This window comes from Microbispora sp. NPDC004025 (genome assembly GCF_053604425.1).
The window spans coordinates 487,792-504,944 of record NZ_JBSGHN010000004.1 but is presented as its reverse complement, the minus strand read 5'-3'; the positions used below and the strand labels follow the sequence as shown (position 1 = coordinate 504,944).

The following is a 17,153-nucleotide window of genomic DNA, read 5'->3' as shown; positions in this document are numbered from 1 at the left end:
CAGCCGGAAGTGTGGTAAGCACAATGGTGGTGACAACTAGCCCTCGGGCCGTTCTGGCGGCGTCCTTCACGCCAGGCGAGACGGCCGTACCCGAAGCGAAGCGGTTCACACGCGAAGTGATGACAGCGTGGGCCGCCATGTCGGTGTACCCCGAGGCCGAGCGGCTGGTGGGGGAACTCGTCGTGGAAGCGGCGGGCGCGCCCTTCGAGGTCGTGTGGCTCCACCACGGCGAGTCCATCCAGGTGGAGGTCAGGGAGAAGACGGACGGCCAGGATTTCGGCCCGCCGGCCGACGCCGTCAGCTGGGGTGTCACGTTCACCTCGTCGCTGCGCACCCGCTGGGCCCGTCTGGAGCTGCCGGGCGGGGAGCCGGTGCAGAGCGACGAGTGGCTGCTCGAGGCCGCCCACGGCCCGGGCTGGCTGGGCTTCCTCGCGGACGCGAGCGATCTGCTCGCGGGCACGCTCAACCCGGAGATGGTCCCGGCGATCGTCGCGCAGATCGTGGTGCCGCGCCTGGCGAGCTGGTGCGCCGTCTACACCGCGCAGGACGGGTCGGGAGAACTGCGGCCCGCCTATCTCTGGCACGCGGACGAGACCCAGATCGACGCCATGCGCGACGAACTGGAGGAGATCTCGCTGCCCGCGGACGACGACCCCGCCGTGCTGCCGATGAGCGAATGGCAGGCGCTGGCGTACCCGCTGACCGCGCGGGGGCGGCGGCTCGGCGTGATGTGCCTGGGCCGGCGCGACCGCTTCCCCGACGAGGCCATGCAGATCGCCGAGGACCTCGGCCGCCGCGCGGCGCTGGCGCTCGACAACGCGCGTCTGTACGCCCAGCAGGCGGCGGCCAACCGGGCGCTCCAGCGCAGCCTCCTGCCGCCCGACGAGCCCACCACCCCGGGGCTCGACTTCCACGTGATCTACGAGCCTGCGGGGGAGAACAACGAGGTCGGCGGCGACTTCTACGACCTGTTCCCGATCGCGGACGGGGTCTGGCGCTTCGCGATCGGCGACGTCTGCGGCACCGGGCCCGAGGCCGCCGCGGTCACCGGGCTGGCCCGGCACACGCTCCGGCTGCTCGCCCGCGAGGGGTACGGCGTGGCCGCTGTGGTGGGCCGGCTCAACCAGGCCATCCTGGAGGAGGGGGAGCGCGCCCGCTTCCTGACGCTGCTGCACGGCCAGATCACGGTCTCGCCGGAGGGTCTCGACATCCGTCTCGTCTCCGCCGGGCATCCGGAGGCCCTGCGGCTGCGGCCGAATGGTGAGGTCGAGGTCGTCGCCTCGCCGCAGTCGCTGCTCGGGGTGTTCCCCGAGGCGAAGTTCCAGGAGGACAGCCTGCGCCTCACCCCGGGCGACGTGCTGCTGGGCGTGACCGACGGGGTCACCGAGCGGCGGTCGGGCAACCGGCTGCTCGACGACGACGGCGGCCTGGCCAAGCTCCTGGCCGAGTGCGTGGACCTGTCCGCCCGCGCCGTGGCCGAGCGCATCCGCCGCGCCGTACAGGACTTCGCGCCGGTGCCGAGCGCCGACGACCTGGCCATCCTCGTCCTGCGCGCGCCCTAGGTCCTAGGTACGGCCCAGGGCGCGGACGGCGAAGTCGATGGACGCGGCCATCCTGTGCACCCGCTCCTCGACGGCCGGCGCGCCCGGATCGGCGTCGTACCGGTACACGGACGCCTCCCGGCCGTGGGCGGCCAGGGCCCGGACGTAGCGCTCGACCTGCCGGGCCGGGCAGCGCCGGTCGTTCGCCCCCGTCAGGATCAGCAGCGGCGCCTCCACCATGTCGGCGTACGTGATCGGGGAGGACGCGGCGTACCGCTCGGGCACCTCGGCAGGGGAACCGCCCAGCAGCGCCCGGTGCACCGCGCGCATGCATTCGGCCTCGTCCTCGTACGCCGCCGCGTGGTCGGCGATGGGGGCGGCGGCGATCCCCGCCGTCCACGACTTCGGCTGGGTGCCGAGCGCCAGCAGGGTCAAATAGCCGCCCCACGCCGTGCCGGCGAGCACGAGGCGGTCCGGGTCGGCGATGCGGCGCTCCACCGCCCAGTCGCGCACCGCCGCCACGTCGGCCAGCTCGATGTGGCCGACGTCGCCGCGCAGCGCGTCGCGCCAGGCGGAGCCGTACCCGGCCGACCCCCGGTGGTTCACCCGGATCACGGCGAAACCGCTGTCGACCCACGCCGCGACCTGCGGCCGGAACGAGTCGTCGTCCTGGCCGCCGGTGCCGCCGCCGAACCCCGGCAGCGCGCTGCGCAGGAGGAACACCGTCGGGTACGGCGCGGCCACCCGCTCGGGCCGGGAGACGAGGGCGTGGATGCGCCCGCCCGGGCCGTCCACGTCGATGTCCTCCAGAGGCACGGACGGCGGCGGTGTGCGCCCGGGGCTGAAGACCACGTGGCCGTTGCTCGACCTGACGACCGGCGGGTGGGCGGCGCTCGACCAGGCGTACTCGACGGTGCCGTCGGGGCGCGGCGCCGCCGCCTCGATCACCCCGTGCGGGCTCTGGATCGGGGTGAGGCCGCCGCCGGCGAGGTCGTAGCGCAGCAGTTCGGTGCGTCCCCGCTGGTTGTTGATGACGAGCAGGGCGCGTCCGTCGTCGTACCAGTCCGCGGAGATCTCGCCGCGCACCCGCAGCCAGATCTCCCGCTGCTCGCCGGTCACCGGGTCCCACACCAGCGGTTCGCGGCGGCCCCGGCGCTCGTGCAGGACGAGCAGGCGCCGGTCGCCCGGGACGGGGGCGAACCTGCAGCCGGTCACGCCTCTGCCCGGTCCGTCGTTCAGCTCGGCGACCGTCGAGCCGTCCGCCCTGATGACCCGTACGGCCGGATGCAGGGCGTCGCCGTGCTCGCTGTGGTTGACGGCGATGAGCGAACCGTCGAGGGACATGTCCGCGACCGCGGCGTACTCGTCGTGGCGGTACAACGTGACCGGCTCGCTCCCTGGCCTGGCCAGCAGGATCTCGAAGCCGTCCCGGGTGGAAAGGCCGACGGCCGCGGCGCCGTCCGAGGCGAGCGCGAGCCCGCACGGGTGGCCGGGCGGCATGGCCAGGGGCTCGTCCGGGCCGCCGTGGAACGGCTGGCGCGACCACACGCCGTACCCGTCGCGGCCCGTGTCGCCGTCCGTGTGGCCGTGGGGATCGCAGTGGGTGTCGCAGTCGGTGTCGCAGTGGGGGACGCAGTGGGTGTCGCCGAACCACCAGATCCACCGGCCGGCCGGGTCGATCGCGCCGTACCGGGTGCCGTGGGCGCGGTCGGTGACCTGGCGGATCTGCCCGCTCGACCGGTCCCAGGCGTAGATCTCCCACGCGCCGGAGGCGTTGCCGCGGTAGACGGCGCGGTGCGGCGCCTGACGCGCCCATGTGGGCAGGGTCACCCGCGGTGCCCGGAACCTGGCCTGCCAGCGTTCCTCGGCCTTCATACCGGCCCTCCCCTGCGCTCCTACGGGGTCGGGTTCAGTATGTCCCGCGAGAGACGCAAATGACCGACAAATAGGTGATGTCGGGACACAAGTTGTCGCAAGCGCCGCGTCAGGACAGGTCCAAGCCGGCGAGCTGGGCGCGGCTGGCCACGTTCAGCTTGGCGGTGGTCGGCCGCGCGTACATCGAGCCGAACGGCCTGATCAGCGTCATCCGCGTGGACCGGGGGGAGACCGAACCGGCCGAGCCCCCGGTCACGTGGACGCACGCGGTCACGGGGACACAGCGGTCACGAAGCCTACGGGTTCATGGAGACAGGCGGGTCACGGGGACGGGCGGGGTCACGGGGACGGGCGGGGTCACGGGGACACAGCGGTCACGGGGACACAGCGGTCACGGGGACACGGCCCAGCGGGTGATGTGGAAGGACGCGTTCACCGGCACCGGGTCGGGCAGCGCGCCGATCTTCGCGGCCAGTTCCTCCGGGCGCGTGTGCCAGGCGCTCGGGCCCATGCCGACCACCGCCTCGACCTCGTCGTGGCGCAGCGAGAGCGTGATCTCCTCGGTCTCCTCCCCGGTCCGGGCGAACCGGCCGCCCAGGGCGTCCTCCAGGCGGCGGTCCTTGTCCTCGTCCACGTTCAGCAGGCCGAGCCGTTCGACCAGCGGGCTCAGGTGGCCGGGGCCGGGCGTGACGACGACGAGGGAACCGCCCGGCCGCAGCACCCGGGCGAACTCCTCCGTGTTGCGCGGTGCGAAGACGTTGAGCAGCACGTCCACGCGGTGATCGGCGACGGGGATCGGCCGCCACACGTCCGCCACCACGGCGCCGATGCGCGGATGCGCGCGGGCGGCCCGCTTCAGCGCGTGCTTGGACACGTCGAGCGCGATGCCCACCGCGGCGTCGCCGAGCGCCGCGGCCAGGTAGTAGCCGGTGCCCGCGCCGGCGTCGGCGACCACGGCGGCGTCCTCGCACAGCCGGGCGAGGCGGCCGGCCAGCGGGGCGTAGTGGCCCGCCTCCAGGAAACGCGCCCGCGCGGCCACCATGGCGGGCGTGTCGGCCGTGCCGGCCGGGCGGGTGAGCATGTTCACGTATCCCTGCCGCGCCACGTCGAAGGAGTGGCCGCGCGCGCATCTGACCGACCCGTCGGCCAGATGGATCGCCGTCCCGCAGGCCGGGCAGACGAGATGGTCGATGACGTCGGCGAGCACCCGTCCATCATCCACCCCAAGCGGAGTGCGAACCGGTGACAAGTCGTCTGCAGGAGTACGGCAAGCCGCCGGAGTTCCCATGGACACGCAAGGAGCCTTTCGAAGGGGGAGACCGAGATGACCCGCACCCGCCGCCGCTGCCCGCGCTGCCGTACCGAGCTCGACGAGGGCCCGATCCTCTACCGCTGCGCCCACTGCGAGCGCGCCGTCTACGCCGCCGACCTCGACGTCGACTACACCCCGGTCGCGGCCGCCGCCCGCTGACCGACCACTGGCCTCTATGGTGGTGCGATGCCGCATGAGCCGAGAATCGTGTCCGGTGTCGAGATCGTCCCGCTCTGCGATGCCGTCGGCCCGATGAAGGAACCGGTCCGCAAGCCGCTGCCCGAGATGTTTCCCGGTGCCACGTTCGCCCCCGGCGAGGAGTGGGTGCTGCACTTCCACTGCTACCTGCTGCGCGCGGCGGGCCGTACGGTCCTGGTGGACACCGGGATCGGCGGCGCGCACTCGCTCGCGACCTGGGCGCCGCTGCCCGGACGGATCGGCGCGGAACTGGCCGCCGCCGGGGCCGCGCCGGCGGACGTTGACGTGGTCGTGCTGACCCATCTGCACAGCGACCACGCGGGCGGCGCGGTCGTGGAGGGCGTTCCCGCCTTCGTCAACGCCCGCTACGTGCTGCAGAGGTCGGAGGTCGAGTGGGCCTCCGCCCCGGTCCGCGAACTGATCGTCGATCCCCTGCGGGACAGGCTGGAGGTCGTGGACGGCGACGCCGAACCCGTGCCGGGGGTCCGGGTGCTGCACGCGCCGGGCCACACGCCGGGCCACCAGTGTGTCGAGGCAGGGGATGTGGTCATGAGCGGCGACGCCGTGCTCCACCCCGTCCAGCTCGCCGATCCCGCGATCCCCTACGTGTACGACGAGGACACCGACCTCGCCGTACGGACGCGCGAGGACATCCTCGCCCGGGCCGCCGTCCTCGCCCCCTCCCACTTCCGCGACCCCTTCGTGTACCTGAAGTAATCGGTACGATCCCCGGCTTCGCCGAAGCGGTGGACGTGGAGAGCAGCCGCGACAGCTGGGAGTCGAACGCCCTCTGACGAAGACGGGCTCCGGTCAGGCGGGGACCGGGGCCGGGACGGGGGTGGGGTTGACGGCGGCGCGGCGGCGGGCGCGGGTCCTGTACCGGACGACCTGTACGGCCCCGAGCAGCCAGATCGGATACTGCACGGCGAACGCCCAGCGGAAGTCGTTCTGCAGGTCCATGACGACCCCGACGAGCGCGATCAGTGACATCGAGGTGGCGAAGCCGCCGCCGTTGACGATGCCGGTGGCGACGCCGATGCGCTCGGCCGGGTTGAACGTGCGGGCGTAGTCGAAGCCGATGACCGAGCCCGGCCCGTTCGTCGCGAGGGCCAGCATGAGCAGCCCGAGCGTCCACAGCGGGGCATGACCGCCGGGCCACAGCAGGACGAGCGACCACGCGCCGGCCGTGACGCCGATGACCGTGAGCACCATCCACGAGCGGCGCAGCGGGAAACGCCCGGCCAGATAACCGAGCAGCGGCCCGCAGGCCATCGCCAGCAGCGTCAGCGCGGTCAGCAGCACCCCGGCCGTACGCGGGGACAGGCCCTGCCCCTGCACGAGGAAGGGGTAGCCCCACAGCATCGTGAAGGCGGCGGACGAGCACTGGGTGGCGGCGTGGGTCCACATCCCGAGGCGGGTGCCGGGCTCGGCCCACGCCGCCCGCACTCCGGACGCCGCCGGTGCGCGCTCGGGCCTGCGGTCGCGGAGCCCGGCGGCGACGACGGCCAGCGCCACCACTCCCAGGCCCGCCGCCCACAGGAAGGTCGGCGTCCAGCCGTACGCGTGCAGTGAGCTGATCAGCGGCACGGCCGACACGACCGCGCCGAACTGACCGATGATGCCGGTGAGCTGCACGAGCAGCGGATTGCGGCGGGGCGGGAACCAGACGCTGACGACCCGGATCACGCTGATGAACGTCATCGCGTCGCCGCAGCCGACCAGCACCCTTCCGGCGGCGGCCGACGCCAGGCCGGTGGAGACGGCGAACAGGAGCTGGCCGAGGGCCATGACCGCCGCGCCGACGAGCAGCATGCGCTTGGACCCCAGGCGGTCCACCAGGACGCCGACGGGGATCTGCATGGCCGCGTAGACGAGCAGTTGCAGCATCGCGAGCGTCGACAGCGCCGCCGACCCGACCCCGAACCTCGTCGCCGCGTCGATCCCCGTCACGCCGAGCGACTGCCGGTGGAAGACCGCGACCATGTACGCGAGCACACCGGCGGTCCAGTAGATCAGAGGTTTACGACTGTTCTCGCCCGTCTGCACCACGTACACGCATTTTACCGTTATGTACTTCTTGCCCCCTGCGTGCCCCCTTGCCCTGAGGATCGGCAGGGTGGGGGAGGTGAGCGTGCGGCTACTTCTTCCGCTTGGACGAGCGGCGTCCGCCCGCCTTGCCGCCGCTGAAGAACGCCTTCACGCGGTCCCTGATGCTCTTCTGCTCCCCGGTGAGCCGGTTCGACGGCTCCCTGTCGAGCCAGGACAGGTTCTCGATGACGAGGGCCTTCCTTCTGGTCGCCTCGTGCGGCGCGCCGTGCAGGGACACCAGCCTCCAGGCGAGCCACGTGGTGAGGCTGTTCTTCTTACCGAAGGTCCGTTCGCTGGTAGCTAGAGCCGTCACCAGGAGGGAGTGCGCTCGCGCCTTCTCGCCTTGTTCCCGAAGGGTGGCCGCGAGATTGGCCATCGCGCGAAGTGTGTTGGGGTGGTGTTCGCCGAGGAGTTGGCGGTGGGCGTCGAGGACCTGTGCGTTGAGGGTGTGGGCCTGGTCGAGTTCGCCTTGTGCGTAGAGGGTGGCGGCGAGGTCGGCCATCGCCCTTAGCGTGTCGGGGTGGTGTTCGCCGAGGAGTTGTCGTCGGGCGTCGAGGACCTGTGCGTTGAGGGCGTGGGCCTGGTCGTGTTCGCCTTGTGCGTAGAGGGTGGCGGCGAGGCCGGACATGGCGTCGAGTGTGTGGGGGTGGTGTTCGCCGAGGAGTTGTCGTCGGGCGTCGAGGACCTGTTCGTTAAGGGCGCGTGCTTGGTCGAGTTCACCTTGGACGCGGAGGGTGGTGGCGAGGTTGGCCATGGCGTCGAGGGTGCCAGGGTGGTGATTGCCGAGGAGTTGTCGTCGGGCGTCGAGGACCTGTTCTTCGAGTGCGCGTGCCTGGTCGTGTTCGCCTTGTGCGTAGAGGGTGGCGCCGAGGCCGGACATGGCGTCGAGTGTGTTGGGGTGGTGTTCGCCGAGGAGTCGTCGTCGGGCGTCGAGGACCTGTTCGTTAAGGGTGTGGGCCTGGTCGAGCTCACCTTGTGCGTGCAGAGTGACGGCGAGGTTGGCCATCGCATCGAGTGTGTGGGGGTGGTGTTCGCCGAGGAGTTGTCGTCGGGCCTCGACGACGCGCTCATAGAGGTCGCGAGCTTTTGCCCACTTGCCCAGAGAATGCAAGGTCCTGGCGAGATTGGCCTTGGTGACGAGGGTGTCGGGGTGGTGATCGCCGAGAAGTCGGCGTCGGGCGGCCAGCACCTGCTCCTCCAGGTTGCGAGCCTCTTCGTACTGGCCGGTGTCGGACAGTAGGGTCGCCTGGTAGGCAAGGGCGGTGATGGTTTCGAGGTCCTCCGCACCCAGAGTCGCGGTGAACTCGTGGACAAGGCGGTCCTGTAGTCGCTTGGCCTGCATCAGGTGGCCTTGGCGATAGAGCGCCTCGACCAGGTCCCGACCACTGCGGAGAGTGTCGATGTGGTCAGGTCCGAGTGTGCGGGTCCGGATCTCGTAGACCTTCTCCTGCGCATCCAGTGCCGCGGCGAACCGGCCCTGCGCCAGCAGGAGCAGGCCGTGCGTATTGAGGCAGCAGAGATACTCGGGTGCGTCGTCCGGCAGTTGTCCGGCCGCGGCCAGGGCGTCTGAGATCACCGACTCCGAATGATCCAGCCGCCCGCGCTGCAACAGATATTGGGCTACCCGTTCCAGCAGGTCGGCCGTTTCCGCCGGTGCGACGTCGAGTCGCATGGTGTGCTGGGCGGCGGCGATGGCGTGGGCGAGCATCGTCTCGCAGTCGGGCCAGATGTTCGGATCACGGACGTCGTCGGGGAACGCCGTGGCAACGGTGGCGAGCGCCAGCCCCGCCCAGCGCGGTGCCTCCTCGCCGAGGTCGGCCCGGGTGACCGCTTGCACGATGCGGTGAATGGACAGCAGACCGTCTTCGGTGTCGGCCAGCGAGTATTGACCCATGGCCCGCGTCACATCGTGGCGGCGTAAGGGGTCGGTGAGGGCCTCGGCGAGGTCGGCGGGCATGTCCGGCACCGGGGCGAGCCGGGACAGCGGGATGGCCTCGGCCCCGAGGAACGCGGCGAGGCGCAGCAGGGCGACCGCGGCGACGGACTGGGACGCCAGCCGTTCGAAGGACACCCGCCAGGTCGAGGCGATCGTCGTCTCGTTGTCCCCGGCCCGGCCCCGCGTGAACAGTTCCGGCGACTGCCGCTGCAATTGGGCGAGGTAGTCGGCCGCCGACATGCCCTCGGCGATGACGCCGGCCGCCTGGGCCAGCGCGAGAGGCAGGCCGCCCAGGGCCTCCGCCAGTTCTCGCGCCGTGTCCGTGTTGGTGACCTTGCCCTTCCGCTGTAGGTATTCCACAGCGGCCGCGGTCGGCAGGACCTCCAGGTGCCGCGTCTCCGCATGCCGCCAATTGCGCAGCTGGGAAGTGATCAGCACGTGGCCGGTGATCCGGTCCGGGAGGAGCGGGAAAATCTGCTCCGGGTCCTCGGCGTTGTCGAAGATCAGCAACCAGTCGCGGCGGCGGTGGAGCGTCTGACGGAGCGCCGGGATCGCCTGGTCGTCCTGGTCGAACGGCAGGCCCAGTTTCTTGGCGAGCTCCGCGTAGTCCCCGCGCAGGGTCGTCGGGTCCTCGGCCCGCACCCACCACACCACGTCGTAGCCGTTGCCGTACCGAAAGGCGTACTGGATGGCGAGCTGGGTCTTGCCCAGGCCGCCGAGCCCGGTGATCGCCTGGATGGCGGAGGCCGGGCGGTTCGCGCGGAAGGCGCGGTAGAGGTCCGTGAGCTCGTCGTCACGCCCGACGAAATCCGGGTTCGGACGCTGCCCGCGCAGTTGCCACGCCTCCGGGTCGGCGGCGGGGAACCGGACACGCTTCCCGGCTGCCTTGGGAAAGCCTCCGCTCGCCACGCGTTCGGCGCGTTCGGCCACTCCGGCCAGCAGGCGCCGCCGGGCCTCGTCCCCGCCGTCCTCGCGGCTCACGTCGCGCAGGTCGATCGGCACGTACGCGGCCAGTAGCGGCGGTCTCTCGCATTCGGCCAGGAGGACGGGGATGAGAGCCCGGTCCTTGCCCTCCACCTCCTGAAGCTGGGCGGCGGCCCGTGCGGCCGCCTGGACGGCCTCGTCGGCTTCCGACAGCAGGCAGAGCGTGTGGCGGCTCTTGGCCAGGGCCTCGTCGAGCTTCGCGAGCAGGTTGTGCCCGGGCCGGAAGTCCCACGACTTGAGGACCACGCCGTAGCCGGCGCCTTCCAGCTCCGCCCCGATCCACTCCGCCCACTGGACATCGGCGTCCGCGTGACAGACGAAGAAGTCCGCGGTGTAGTCGTCGAGACTCACCGGCGTGCGCCGCCGGGGAATCCGGGAACGCGCGGGGTCCGGGCGATCGAGGGGGAAACCCCGGCCAGGAGCCGGTCCCGCGCCTCGGCCTCCTCGACTTCCACGAGATCGATGTAGACCAGCGGTCCGAGCAACGGGGCGACATCGCATTCGGCCACCCGCACTGGTATGAATCCACGTTCTTTGCCGAGCAGCGTCTGACGATAGGCCGCGGTCCATTCGGCCTGGGTGAACATGGAGCTCAGGTAATGGGGAGAAAGCACGCCCAGAACGTGGCGGCAGCCGGACAACGCCTTGTCCATTCCCGCCATGAAGTTGTCCCCGGGCCGGAAGTCCCAGGCCTGGATGGTCGTGGTGTAGCCGGCGTCCTCAAGGGTCCGCGCGATCCAGGTCGCCCAGGTTTCGTCCTTGCCGTTATAGGTGACGAAGAAGTCCTTTTCCTTGTTTTCGGTCGGGTCGTTCTTCGTCATGACGCCTCCGTCGCTGCCCTGATACCAAGCGCCCCCGTCGCCGGTAACTTACCGGGAATTTCGCGCGAGAACGGTCCACACGAAAGAGCCCGATGAACGGCGATGCGCCGGAACGGCAGGATCACCGTTCCGGCGCTTGCGGGCCGGAGTGTCAGACGAGGGCGGGAACCCGCTCCTCGGGAGCCTCCTCGGGCTCGTCGTCGCCGTGCGACAACCGGGGCAGCCACTCGAGCCAGCGCGGCAGGTACCAGTTCCAGTCGCCGAGCAGCTTCATCGTCGCGGGCAGCAGCACCGCGCGCACGATCGTCGCGTCGATGAGCACGGCGGCCGCCAGGCCGACGCCCAGTTGCATGAACGTCAGCAGCGACAGCGTGGCGAACGTCGCGAACACCGCCACCATGATGAGCGCGGCGCTGGTCACCACGGCCGCCGTGCTCCTGATCCCGAACGACACGGCGTCCTCGGTGCTCATGCCCTTGTCGTACGCCTCCCTGATCCGGCTGAGGATGAAGACGTGGTAGTCCATCGACAGTCCGAAGAGGATCACGAACAGGAACAACGGCAGCCAGTTGGTGATCGTGCCCGTCGACTGGAAGCCCAGCAGACTCTCGCCGTACCCCTTCTGGAAGACGAGCACGAGCACGCCGTACGCCGCGGCGACGGACAGCAGGTTGAGCACGATGGCCTTGACCGCCACGACCACCGAGCGGAACGAGACCAGCAGCAGCACGAACGCGAGCAGCAGCACGAACCCGAACACCAGCGGGATGCGGCGGGTGAGCTGCTCGTTGAAGTCCATCGAGCCGGCCGTGTTGCCGGTGACGTGGGCGCCGGGCAGCGTGGCCGGCAGCACCTTCTCCCGCAGGGTGCGGATCGCGTGCTCGGAGACCTCGTCCGCGCCGGTGCCCTTGATGCCGATGCTGATTCTCGCGACCGTCTTGTCCGGGTTGACGGCGACGGCGAAGGGCTCGTTGGCCTCGCCCGTGGCCAGCGCCTGCCGCTTGAAGTCCTCGATCTTCGCGGTGAACGCCGGCGTCGTCACGTCGGCCGCCTTGACCACGACCACCGCCGGCTCGTTGCCGCCGGGGAACGCCTTGTCGATCCGCTTGAACGTCTCGGCGATCTGGTAGTCGCCCTGGAGGTCGTCGATGGTCTGGGTGCCGGTCTTCAGGCCGAAGGCCGGGATGGCCAGGGCGGCGAGCAGCCCGCCCGCGAGGACGACGGAGATGAGCGGGTGCCGCAACACCGGCCGCAGGATCGCGCCCCACACGCGACTCTCACCGCCGCGCACCCCGAGGATCCGCCGCCAGGTGAGCCGGCCGCCGCTGAGGACGCGCGCCGTGCCGTGGATCAGCCGTGCGTCGATCTTGTCGCCGATCAGTGAGAGCAGCGCGGGCAGCACGGTCAGCGAACCCACGACGGCCGTGAGCACCACGAGGATCGTGCCCTCGGCGAAGCCCATGAAGATGCCGTTGCCGGTGAGGAACATGCCCGCCATGGCCACGATGACGGTGATGCCGGAGATCAGCACGGCGCGTCCCGAGGTGGCCGCGGCGATCTCGATGGACCGCTTCTTGTCGCGGCCCTTCGCCCGCTCCTCCCTCTCGCGCATGATGTAGAAGAGCGAGTAGTCGACGCCGACGGCCAGGCCGATCAGCAGCATGACGTTGGTGGTGGCCGAGTCGACGTGCAGAAGTTGGCTGGTGAAGGCCAGCAGTCCGGTGGCCGCGAAGATCGCCGTCATCGCCAGCGCGACCGGGACGACCGCCGCCAGGAGCGCGCCGAACGCCGCGAGCAGGATGCCGATCGTGATGGGCAGCGAGAGCTGCTCGGCACGGACGAAGTCCGCGTCGACCGCCTCGCCGATCAGTTTCTCGGAGCTGGCGGCACCGGCTTCCTCCACGCGCAGGTCAGGGTGCGCCCCCTGCACCCTGGCCACCGCGTCGAGCACGGGCTGGATTCGTTCCTCCGCCGTGCCGCCGTCGCCCTTCATGTCGAACTGGACCAGCGTCGTCCGCCGGTCCTGCGTCACCGGCGAGGGCTCCTTGTCGTACGGCGTGCGCACGTGCTCGACCTGGCCGGTGGCCTCGACGGCCTTCTTGACGTCCTCGACGGCCCGGCGGAAGGCCGGATCCGTCACCGTCAGCGTCCCCGTACGCGACTGGACCAGCACCACCTCGCCGGCCACGTCCGGGAACCGGGCGCCGTCGAGGATCTGCCCGGCCTGGCGCGAGTCGCCGTTCGCGGACTCGTAGCCGCGCATCTCGGTGGTGCCCACGGCGTTGCCCCCGACCGTCGCGACGGCGACGAAGGCGACCCAGATGAGCAGCGCCCACCACCGATGGCGTGCGCTCCAGCCGCCGATGGTGGCGGCGATGTTCCTGCGGCGTCCCATGACCTCCCCTTTTACGTCCGCTTCGACGGTAGGAAACGATCAAGGGCGGCACATCGGACCCGGAGACCAGATCGCGCGTACTGCCCGGGGCGTACGGCCCTCATCCTCGCGATCTAGGGGACATCCCCGACTAGGCTCAGGGCATGATTTCGGAGCTGCGATGATCCCCGCGGACGCCTTCTACGCGGGGCTGTTCAAGGTGGCCGCCGCGGCGGCCGGTTTCATCACCGACTCCTCGGACCGGGTCCTGCTCGTCAAGCCGGGCTACCGCGACCACTGGGGCTGGCCGGGCGGCCACGTCGACGAGGGCGAGTCACCCGAGGCGGCCTGCGGCCGGGAGCTGGCCGAGGAGCTGGGCCTCACCCGGCCGGTGGGCCGCCTGCTCGTGGTCCAGTGGGTGCCGCCGCTGGACGACCGGCCGATCCCGCTGGTGCACTTCCTGTTCGACTGCGGGACGTTCCAGGACGGTACGGGCGTGGTCCTGCAGCAGGAGGAGCTGGACGACTACGGGTTCTTCACCGCGGACCAGGCCGCTTCCCTCATGCCGGCCTATCTGGTGGCCCGGCTGACGGCCGCCCAGCGGGCCCGCGAGACCGGCGAAACCGTCTACCTCCCTGCCGCCGTCGCCGAATAGTTTCCCGTCCTCGTGGAATGTGGTGGACGAACGCGCCATCACGAACGCGCCATCACGAACGCGAGTGACCGAACGGGACGGTGAGGCATGGACGACGCTGAGCTCGGCAAGGAACTCGAGGAGGTGGACGCCCAGATCGAGCGTCTGCGCAAGCAGGCCGCGCAGATGCGCGAGGAGATCGGGCAGAGCTGGGACGCGCCGACGGACATGGCGGAGAGATCCACGCTGCTGACCAACGTCGAGCAGCAGGAGGCGCTCATCGACGACCTGCAGGTCAGGCGGGAGCAGATCCTGCGGCGCATGAAGGGCTGAGCTCCACTGGGGCGCTCCGGCAGGTCCGGGGCGTGGTTTGTACGGTGGTATGTGCCACAGCGTCGTGGCGCACCGGACGACGGGGGCGGCGTGGGCTCATGACCGCTATGCGAACGAGGGGTGCCGGAGGGGAACCGGCCGGGCTGCCCGCCGAGGTGACCAGCTTCGTCGGGCGCCGGCACGAGCTGGCCGAGCTCAAACGCCTGCTGGGGACCTCGCACGTGGTCACCGTGGTCGGGGCGGGCGGGGTGGGCAAGACCCGCCTCGCGCTGCGGGCGGCCGAGGAGGTCCGCAGGAGCTTCCCCGGTGGCGTACGGCTGGTCGAGCTGGCCGCGCTCGAAGATCCCGCCCTGCTCGTGCAGGCCGTGGGCGAGGCGCTGTCGGTCACCGACTACTCGGCCCGCCCGCCGCTGGACGCGCTGGTCGAACGCCTGCGGGACCGGCAGACCCTGATCGTGCTGGACACCTGCGAGCACGTTCTCGCACAGTGCGCGATGCTCGTGGACACGCTGGTCCGCGCGCTTCCCGGCCTTCGTGTCCTCGCCACGAGCAGGCAGGCGCTCGGCATCGACGGCGAGCGGATCGTCGAGCTGGCGCCGCTGTCGACGCCCGCGCCCGACGGCGACTCCGCCGTGCCGCTCGCCGAGTCGGACGCGGTCCGTCTGTTCGCCGAGAGGGCCGCGGCGGTGGTGCCCGAGTTCGAGGTGACCGAGGAGAACGAGGAGGTGGTGGCCGAGATCTGCCGCCGGCTGGACGGCCTGCCCCTGGCGATCGAGATGGCCGTCGTACGGCTGCGCGCCCTGTCGGTGCGGCAGGTGCTGGAACGGCTGGACGACCGGTTCCGTCTGCTGACCGGGGGGTCGCGGGCCGCACTGCCCCGGCAGCGTACGCTGCGCGCGCTGTTCGAGTGGAGCTACGAGCTGTGCACCGAGCAGGAACGGCTGATGTGGCAGCGTGTCTCGGTCTTCGCCGGGGGCCTGGACCTGGAGGCCGCCGAGCACGTGTGCGCGGGCGACGGCATCGCGCGTGAGGACGTGCTCGAACTGGTCGCGGGGCTGGTCGACAAGTCGGTGCTGCTGCGGCGGGAGTCCGAGGGGGTGGTCCGCTACCGCCTGCTCGACACCGTCCAGCGGTTCGGCCGTGAGCTGCTGGCCGCGTCCGGGGACGAGGCGACGCTGCACCGGCGGCACCGCGACTACTACCGGAAGATCACGTCACGGGCCTGGGCCGAGCTGTTCGGCGCCGCCCAGCAGGCGTGGGCGGAGCGCCTGCGGCGGGACCACGCCAACCTCCGCAAGGCGCTGGACTGGTCGCTGCGCGAGCCCGGGGAGGCGGAGACGGGCCTGGCGATGACCGCGGAGCTGCTCTACCACTGGAGCGGCTACCACCTGTCGGAGGGGGCCGGCTGGTTCGACCGGAGCCTGGCCGCCGCGACCGAACCCGGCGAGGTGCGCGCCCACGCGCTGTGGGCGGGCGCCTGGATCGCCCTGCTCCGGGACGACCACGCCACCGCGCTCGCACGGCTGGAAGAGGCCACGGCGATCGCCGAGCGGCTCGGGCTGCGGGTGACGCGCGGCTACATCGCGTTCCTGTCGGGCATGGCGGCGGTCTGCGGGGGCGACCTGGAGACCGGCATGCGGCGCTACGAGGAGGCCGCGGCCGCCCACCGCACCGTCGGCAACCCCATCGGCCTCGCGCTGTCCATCAACCGGCTCGCCCTGGCCAACGCCTTCCTGGGCCGCCCGGCCGCCCGCGACCTCGCCGAGGAGTGCATCGCCCTGTGCGACCTGTACGGCGAGGGCTGGCACCGGGCGTACGCGCTGCTGGCGCTGGCGATCGACGCCTGGCGCAGGGGCGACATGCGCGCGGCCTGCGAGATGAACAACGAGAGCCTGCGCTACATCACGGCCGTGGGCGACCAGCTCGGCATGGGGATGAACCTGGAGGTCCACGCCTGGTTCGCCGCGGACGAGCACAGGTACGAGCGGGCGGCCCGGCTGCTCGGCGTCGTGCAGACCTCCTGGCGGGCCGCCGGCGCGCGGCTGGGGGAGTTCCGCTACATGAGCGGCTGTCACGACGACTGCGTCGCGGCCGCGCGCGAGGCGCTGGGCGAGCGCGACTTCCAGGCCGAGACGGCCCGGGGCGCGGCCCTGACGCGGGACGAGGCCCTGGCCTACGCGCTGCGGGAACGCACACCCGCCGCCCGCGAGCCCGCGCCGTTCGAGGGCCGGATCACACCGCTCACGCGCCGGGAGACGGAGATCGCGCACCTCGTCGCCGAGGGACTGAGCAACAAGGACATCGCCGGCCGGCTGGTCATCTCCCAGCGCACCGCGGAGGGCCACATCGAGCACATCCTCGACAAGCTCGGGTTCAAGTCCCGTGCCCAGGTGGCCGCCTGGATCAAGGAGCGGTTGAGCGAACGGCCCGACGGCCCGGCCGCGGACAGGGCGGACGGCGCGGACGGGCCGGTCAGCGAAGGGCGTACGCCGGCAACTCGAACCACATGATCTTGCCGCGGCGGGTGCGCTGCGCGCCCCAGCAGCAGGCCAGCGAGTCGAGCAGCAGCAGGCCGCGGCCGTTCTCGTCACCGGCGCAGGGCCGGGCCACCTCGGGGAGCGCGCCGTCGCAGTCCTCCACCTCGCAGCGCAGCAGCCCCTCGACGGCCGACAGCCGTACGACGAGGTCGCCGCAGCAGGTGTGGCAGAGCACGTTGGTGACCAGCTCGCTCACCAGCAACTCCACCGTGTCGGACAGCTTTTCCATATTCCACGTGCGCAGACGCTCGCGGGTCAGCCGCCGGGCCCGCCCGACGGAGGCGGGCTGGGCAGGCAGCCGCCAGGAGGCCTCGTCGACGTCGGGCTCGTCCACGAGCCGGATCGTGAGGTCGCCGACCCGCTGCCGCAGCGTCTCCAAGCGGTGCCGGACCGAGGAGTGCCGGCGCTGCCGGGCGGCGGGCACGTCGCTCTCGTGCGCGAGTGACCGTGATTCGTCCCGGACGGGGGAGTAGAGCATGGTCATGACTTCTCCTCGCCTTCGGCTCGGAGTTCGAAGATG

General features: G+C 71.4%; 14 protein-coding genes. 6 read left to right on the top strand and 8 right to left on the bottom strand.

Going from position 1 to position 17,153, the window contains the following annotated elements:
• Window positions 1–137 precede the first annotated feature (137 nt).
• Window positions 138–1,562 carry a PP2C family protein-serine/threonine phosphatase gene (locus ACWEQG_RS14365; RefSeq protein WP_452284743.1) on the top strand — a complete coding sequence of 475 codons (1,425 nt, stop codon included), beginning with the start codon at window positions 138–140 and terminating at the stop codon, window positions 1,560–1,562.
• A 3-nt stretch (window positions 1,563–1,565) separates the two neighbouring features.
• Here the strand turns inward: ACWEQG_RS14365 and ACWEQG_RS14360 are convergent, their stop codons facing one another.
• The 3 genes from ACWEQG_RS14360 to ACWEQG_RS14350 form a co-directional block, all read right to left on the bottom strand.
• Window positions 1,566–3,416: a prolyl oligopeptidase family serine peptidase gene (locus tag ACWEQG_RS14360; RefSeq protein ID WP_452284741.1), complete on the bottom strand. Its 1,851-nt coding sequence runs from the start codon at window positions 3,414–3,416 to the stop codon at window positions 1,566–1,568.
• Between the two features lie 109 nt (window positions 3,417–3,525).
• Complete coding sequence (locus ACWEQG_RS14355; RefSeq protein WP_452284739.1) at window positions 3,526–3,690, bottom strand: hypothetical protein; 165 nt, start codon at window positions 3,688–3,690, stop codon at window positions 3,526–3,528.
• A gap of 117 nt (window positions 3,691–3,807) precedes the next feature.
• Window positions 3,808–4,623, bottom strand: a complete 816-nt coding sequence (locus ACWEQG_RS14350) for a putative RNA methyltransferase (RefSeq protein ID WP_452285104.1) — start codon at window positions 4,621–4,623, stop codon at window positions 3,808–3,810.
• Between the two features lie 117 nt (window positions 4,624–4,740).
• Here ACWEQG_RS14350 and ACWEQG_RS14345 point away from each other — a divergent pair, with 117 nt between their 5' ends.
• The gene (locus ACWEQG_RS14345; RefSeq protein ID WP_452284736.1) at window positions 4,741–4,887 is read left to right on the top strand and encodes a hypothetical protein; all 147 of its coding nucleotides are present in this window, start codon (window positions 4,741–4,743) and stop codon (window positions 4,885–4,887) included.
• Window positions 4,888–4,914: 27 nt separating this feature from the next.
• Complete coding sequence (locus ACWEQG_RS14340) at window positions 4,915–5,643, top strand: MBL fold metallo-hydrolase (RefSeq protein ID WP_452284734.1); 729 nt, start codon at window positions 4,915–4,917, stop codon at window positions 5,641–5,643.
• 93 nt (window positions 5,644–5,736) lie between these two features.
• Here the strand turns inward: ACWEQG_RS14340 and ACWEQG_RS14335 are convergent, their stop codons facing one another.
• From ACWEQG_RS14335 to ACWEQG_RS14320, 4 genes are all read right to left on the bottom strand, one after another.
• Window positions 5,737–6,975: an MFS transporter gene (locus ACWEQG_RS14335; protein WP_452284732.1), complete on the bottom strand. Its 1,239-nt coding sequence runs from the start codon at window positions 6,973–6,975 to the stop codon at window positions 5,737–5,739.
• 88 nt (window positions 6,976–7,063) lie between these two features.
• A complete protein-coding gene (gene fxsT, locus ACWEQG_RS14330) occupies window positions 7,064–10,285 on the bottom strand; it encodes an FxSxx-COOH system tetratricopeptide repeat protein (protein ID WP_452284730.1) in 3,222 nt (1,073 codons plus the stop codon).
• Window positions 10,282–10,755 carry a toll/interleukin-1 receptor domain-containing protein gene (locus ACWEQG_RS14325; protein WP_452284728.1) on the bottom strand — a complete coding sequence of 158 codons (474 nt, stop codon included), beginning with the start codon at window positions 10,753–10,755 and terminating at the stop codon, window positions 10,282–10,284. Before ACWEQG_RS14325 ends, fxsT begins: the two co-directional genes overlap by 4 nt.
• A 151-nt stretch (window positions 10,756–10,906) precedes the next feature.
• A complete protein-coding gene (locus ACWEQG_RS14320) occupies window positions 10,907–13,150 on the bottom strand; it encodes an MMPL family transporter (RefSeq protein WP_452284726.1) in 2,244 nt (747 codons plus the stop codon).
• 160 nt (window positions 13,151–13,310) lie between these two features.
• On the opposite strand from ACWEQG_RS14320, the gene ACWEQG_RS14315 reads away from it, so the two are divergent.
• The 3 genes from ACWEQG_RS14315 (at window position 13,311) to ACWEQG_RS14305 (ending at window position 16,606) form a co-directional block, all read left to right on the top strand.
• Window positions 13,311–13,784, top strand: a complete 474-nt coding sequence (locus ACWEQG_RS14315) for an NUDIX domain-containing protein (RefSeq protein ID WP_452284724.1) — start codon at window positions 13,311–13,313, stop codon at window positions 13,782–13,784.
• Between the two features lie 87 nt (window positions 13,785–13,871).
• Complete coding sequence (locus ACWEQG_RS14310; protein WP_363461319.1) at window positions 13,872–14,096, top strand: hypothetical protein; 225 nt, start codon at window positions 13,872–13,874, stop codon at window positions 14,094–14,096.
• A 107-nt stretch (window positions 14,097–14,203) separates the two neighbouring features.
• Complete coding sequence (locus ACWEQG_RS14305) at window positions 14,204–16,606, top strand: ATP-binding protein (protein WP_452284722.1); 2,403 nt, start codon at window positions 14,204–14,206, stop codon at window positions 16,604–16,606.
• Here the strand turns inward: ACWEQG_RS14305 and ACWEQG_RS14300 are convergent.
• Window positions 16,569–17,117 (bottom strand): ATP-binding protein, encoded by a 549-nt coding sequence (locus tag ACWEQG_RS14300; protein ID WP_452284720.1) that lies wholly within the window; start codon window positions 17,115–17,117, stop codon window positions 16,569–16,571. The genes ACWEQG_RS14305 and ACWEQG_RS14300 overlap by 38 nt on opposite strands.
• Between the last annotated feature and the right edge of the window lie 36 nt (window positions 17,118–17,153).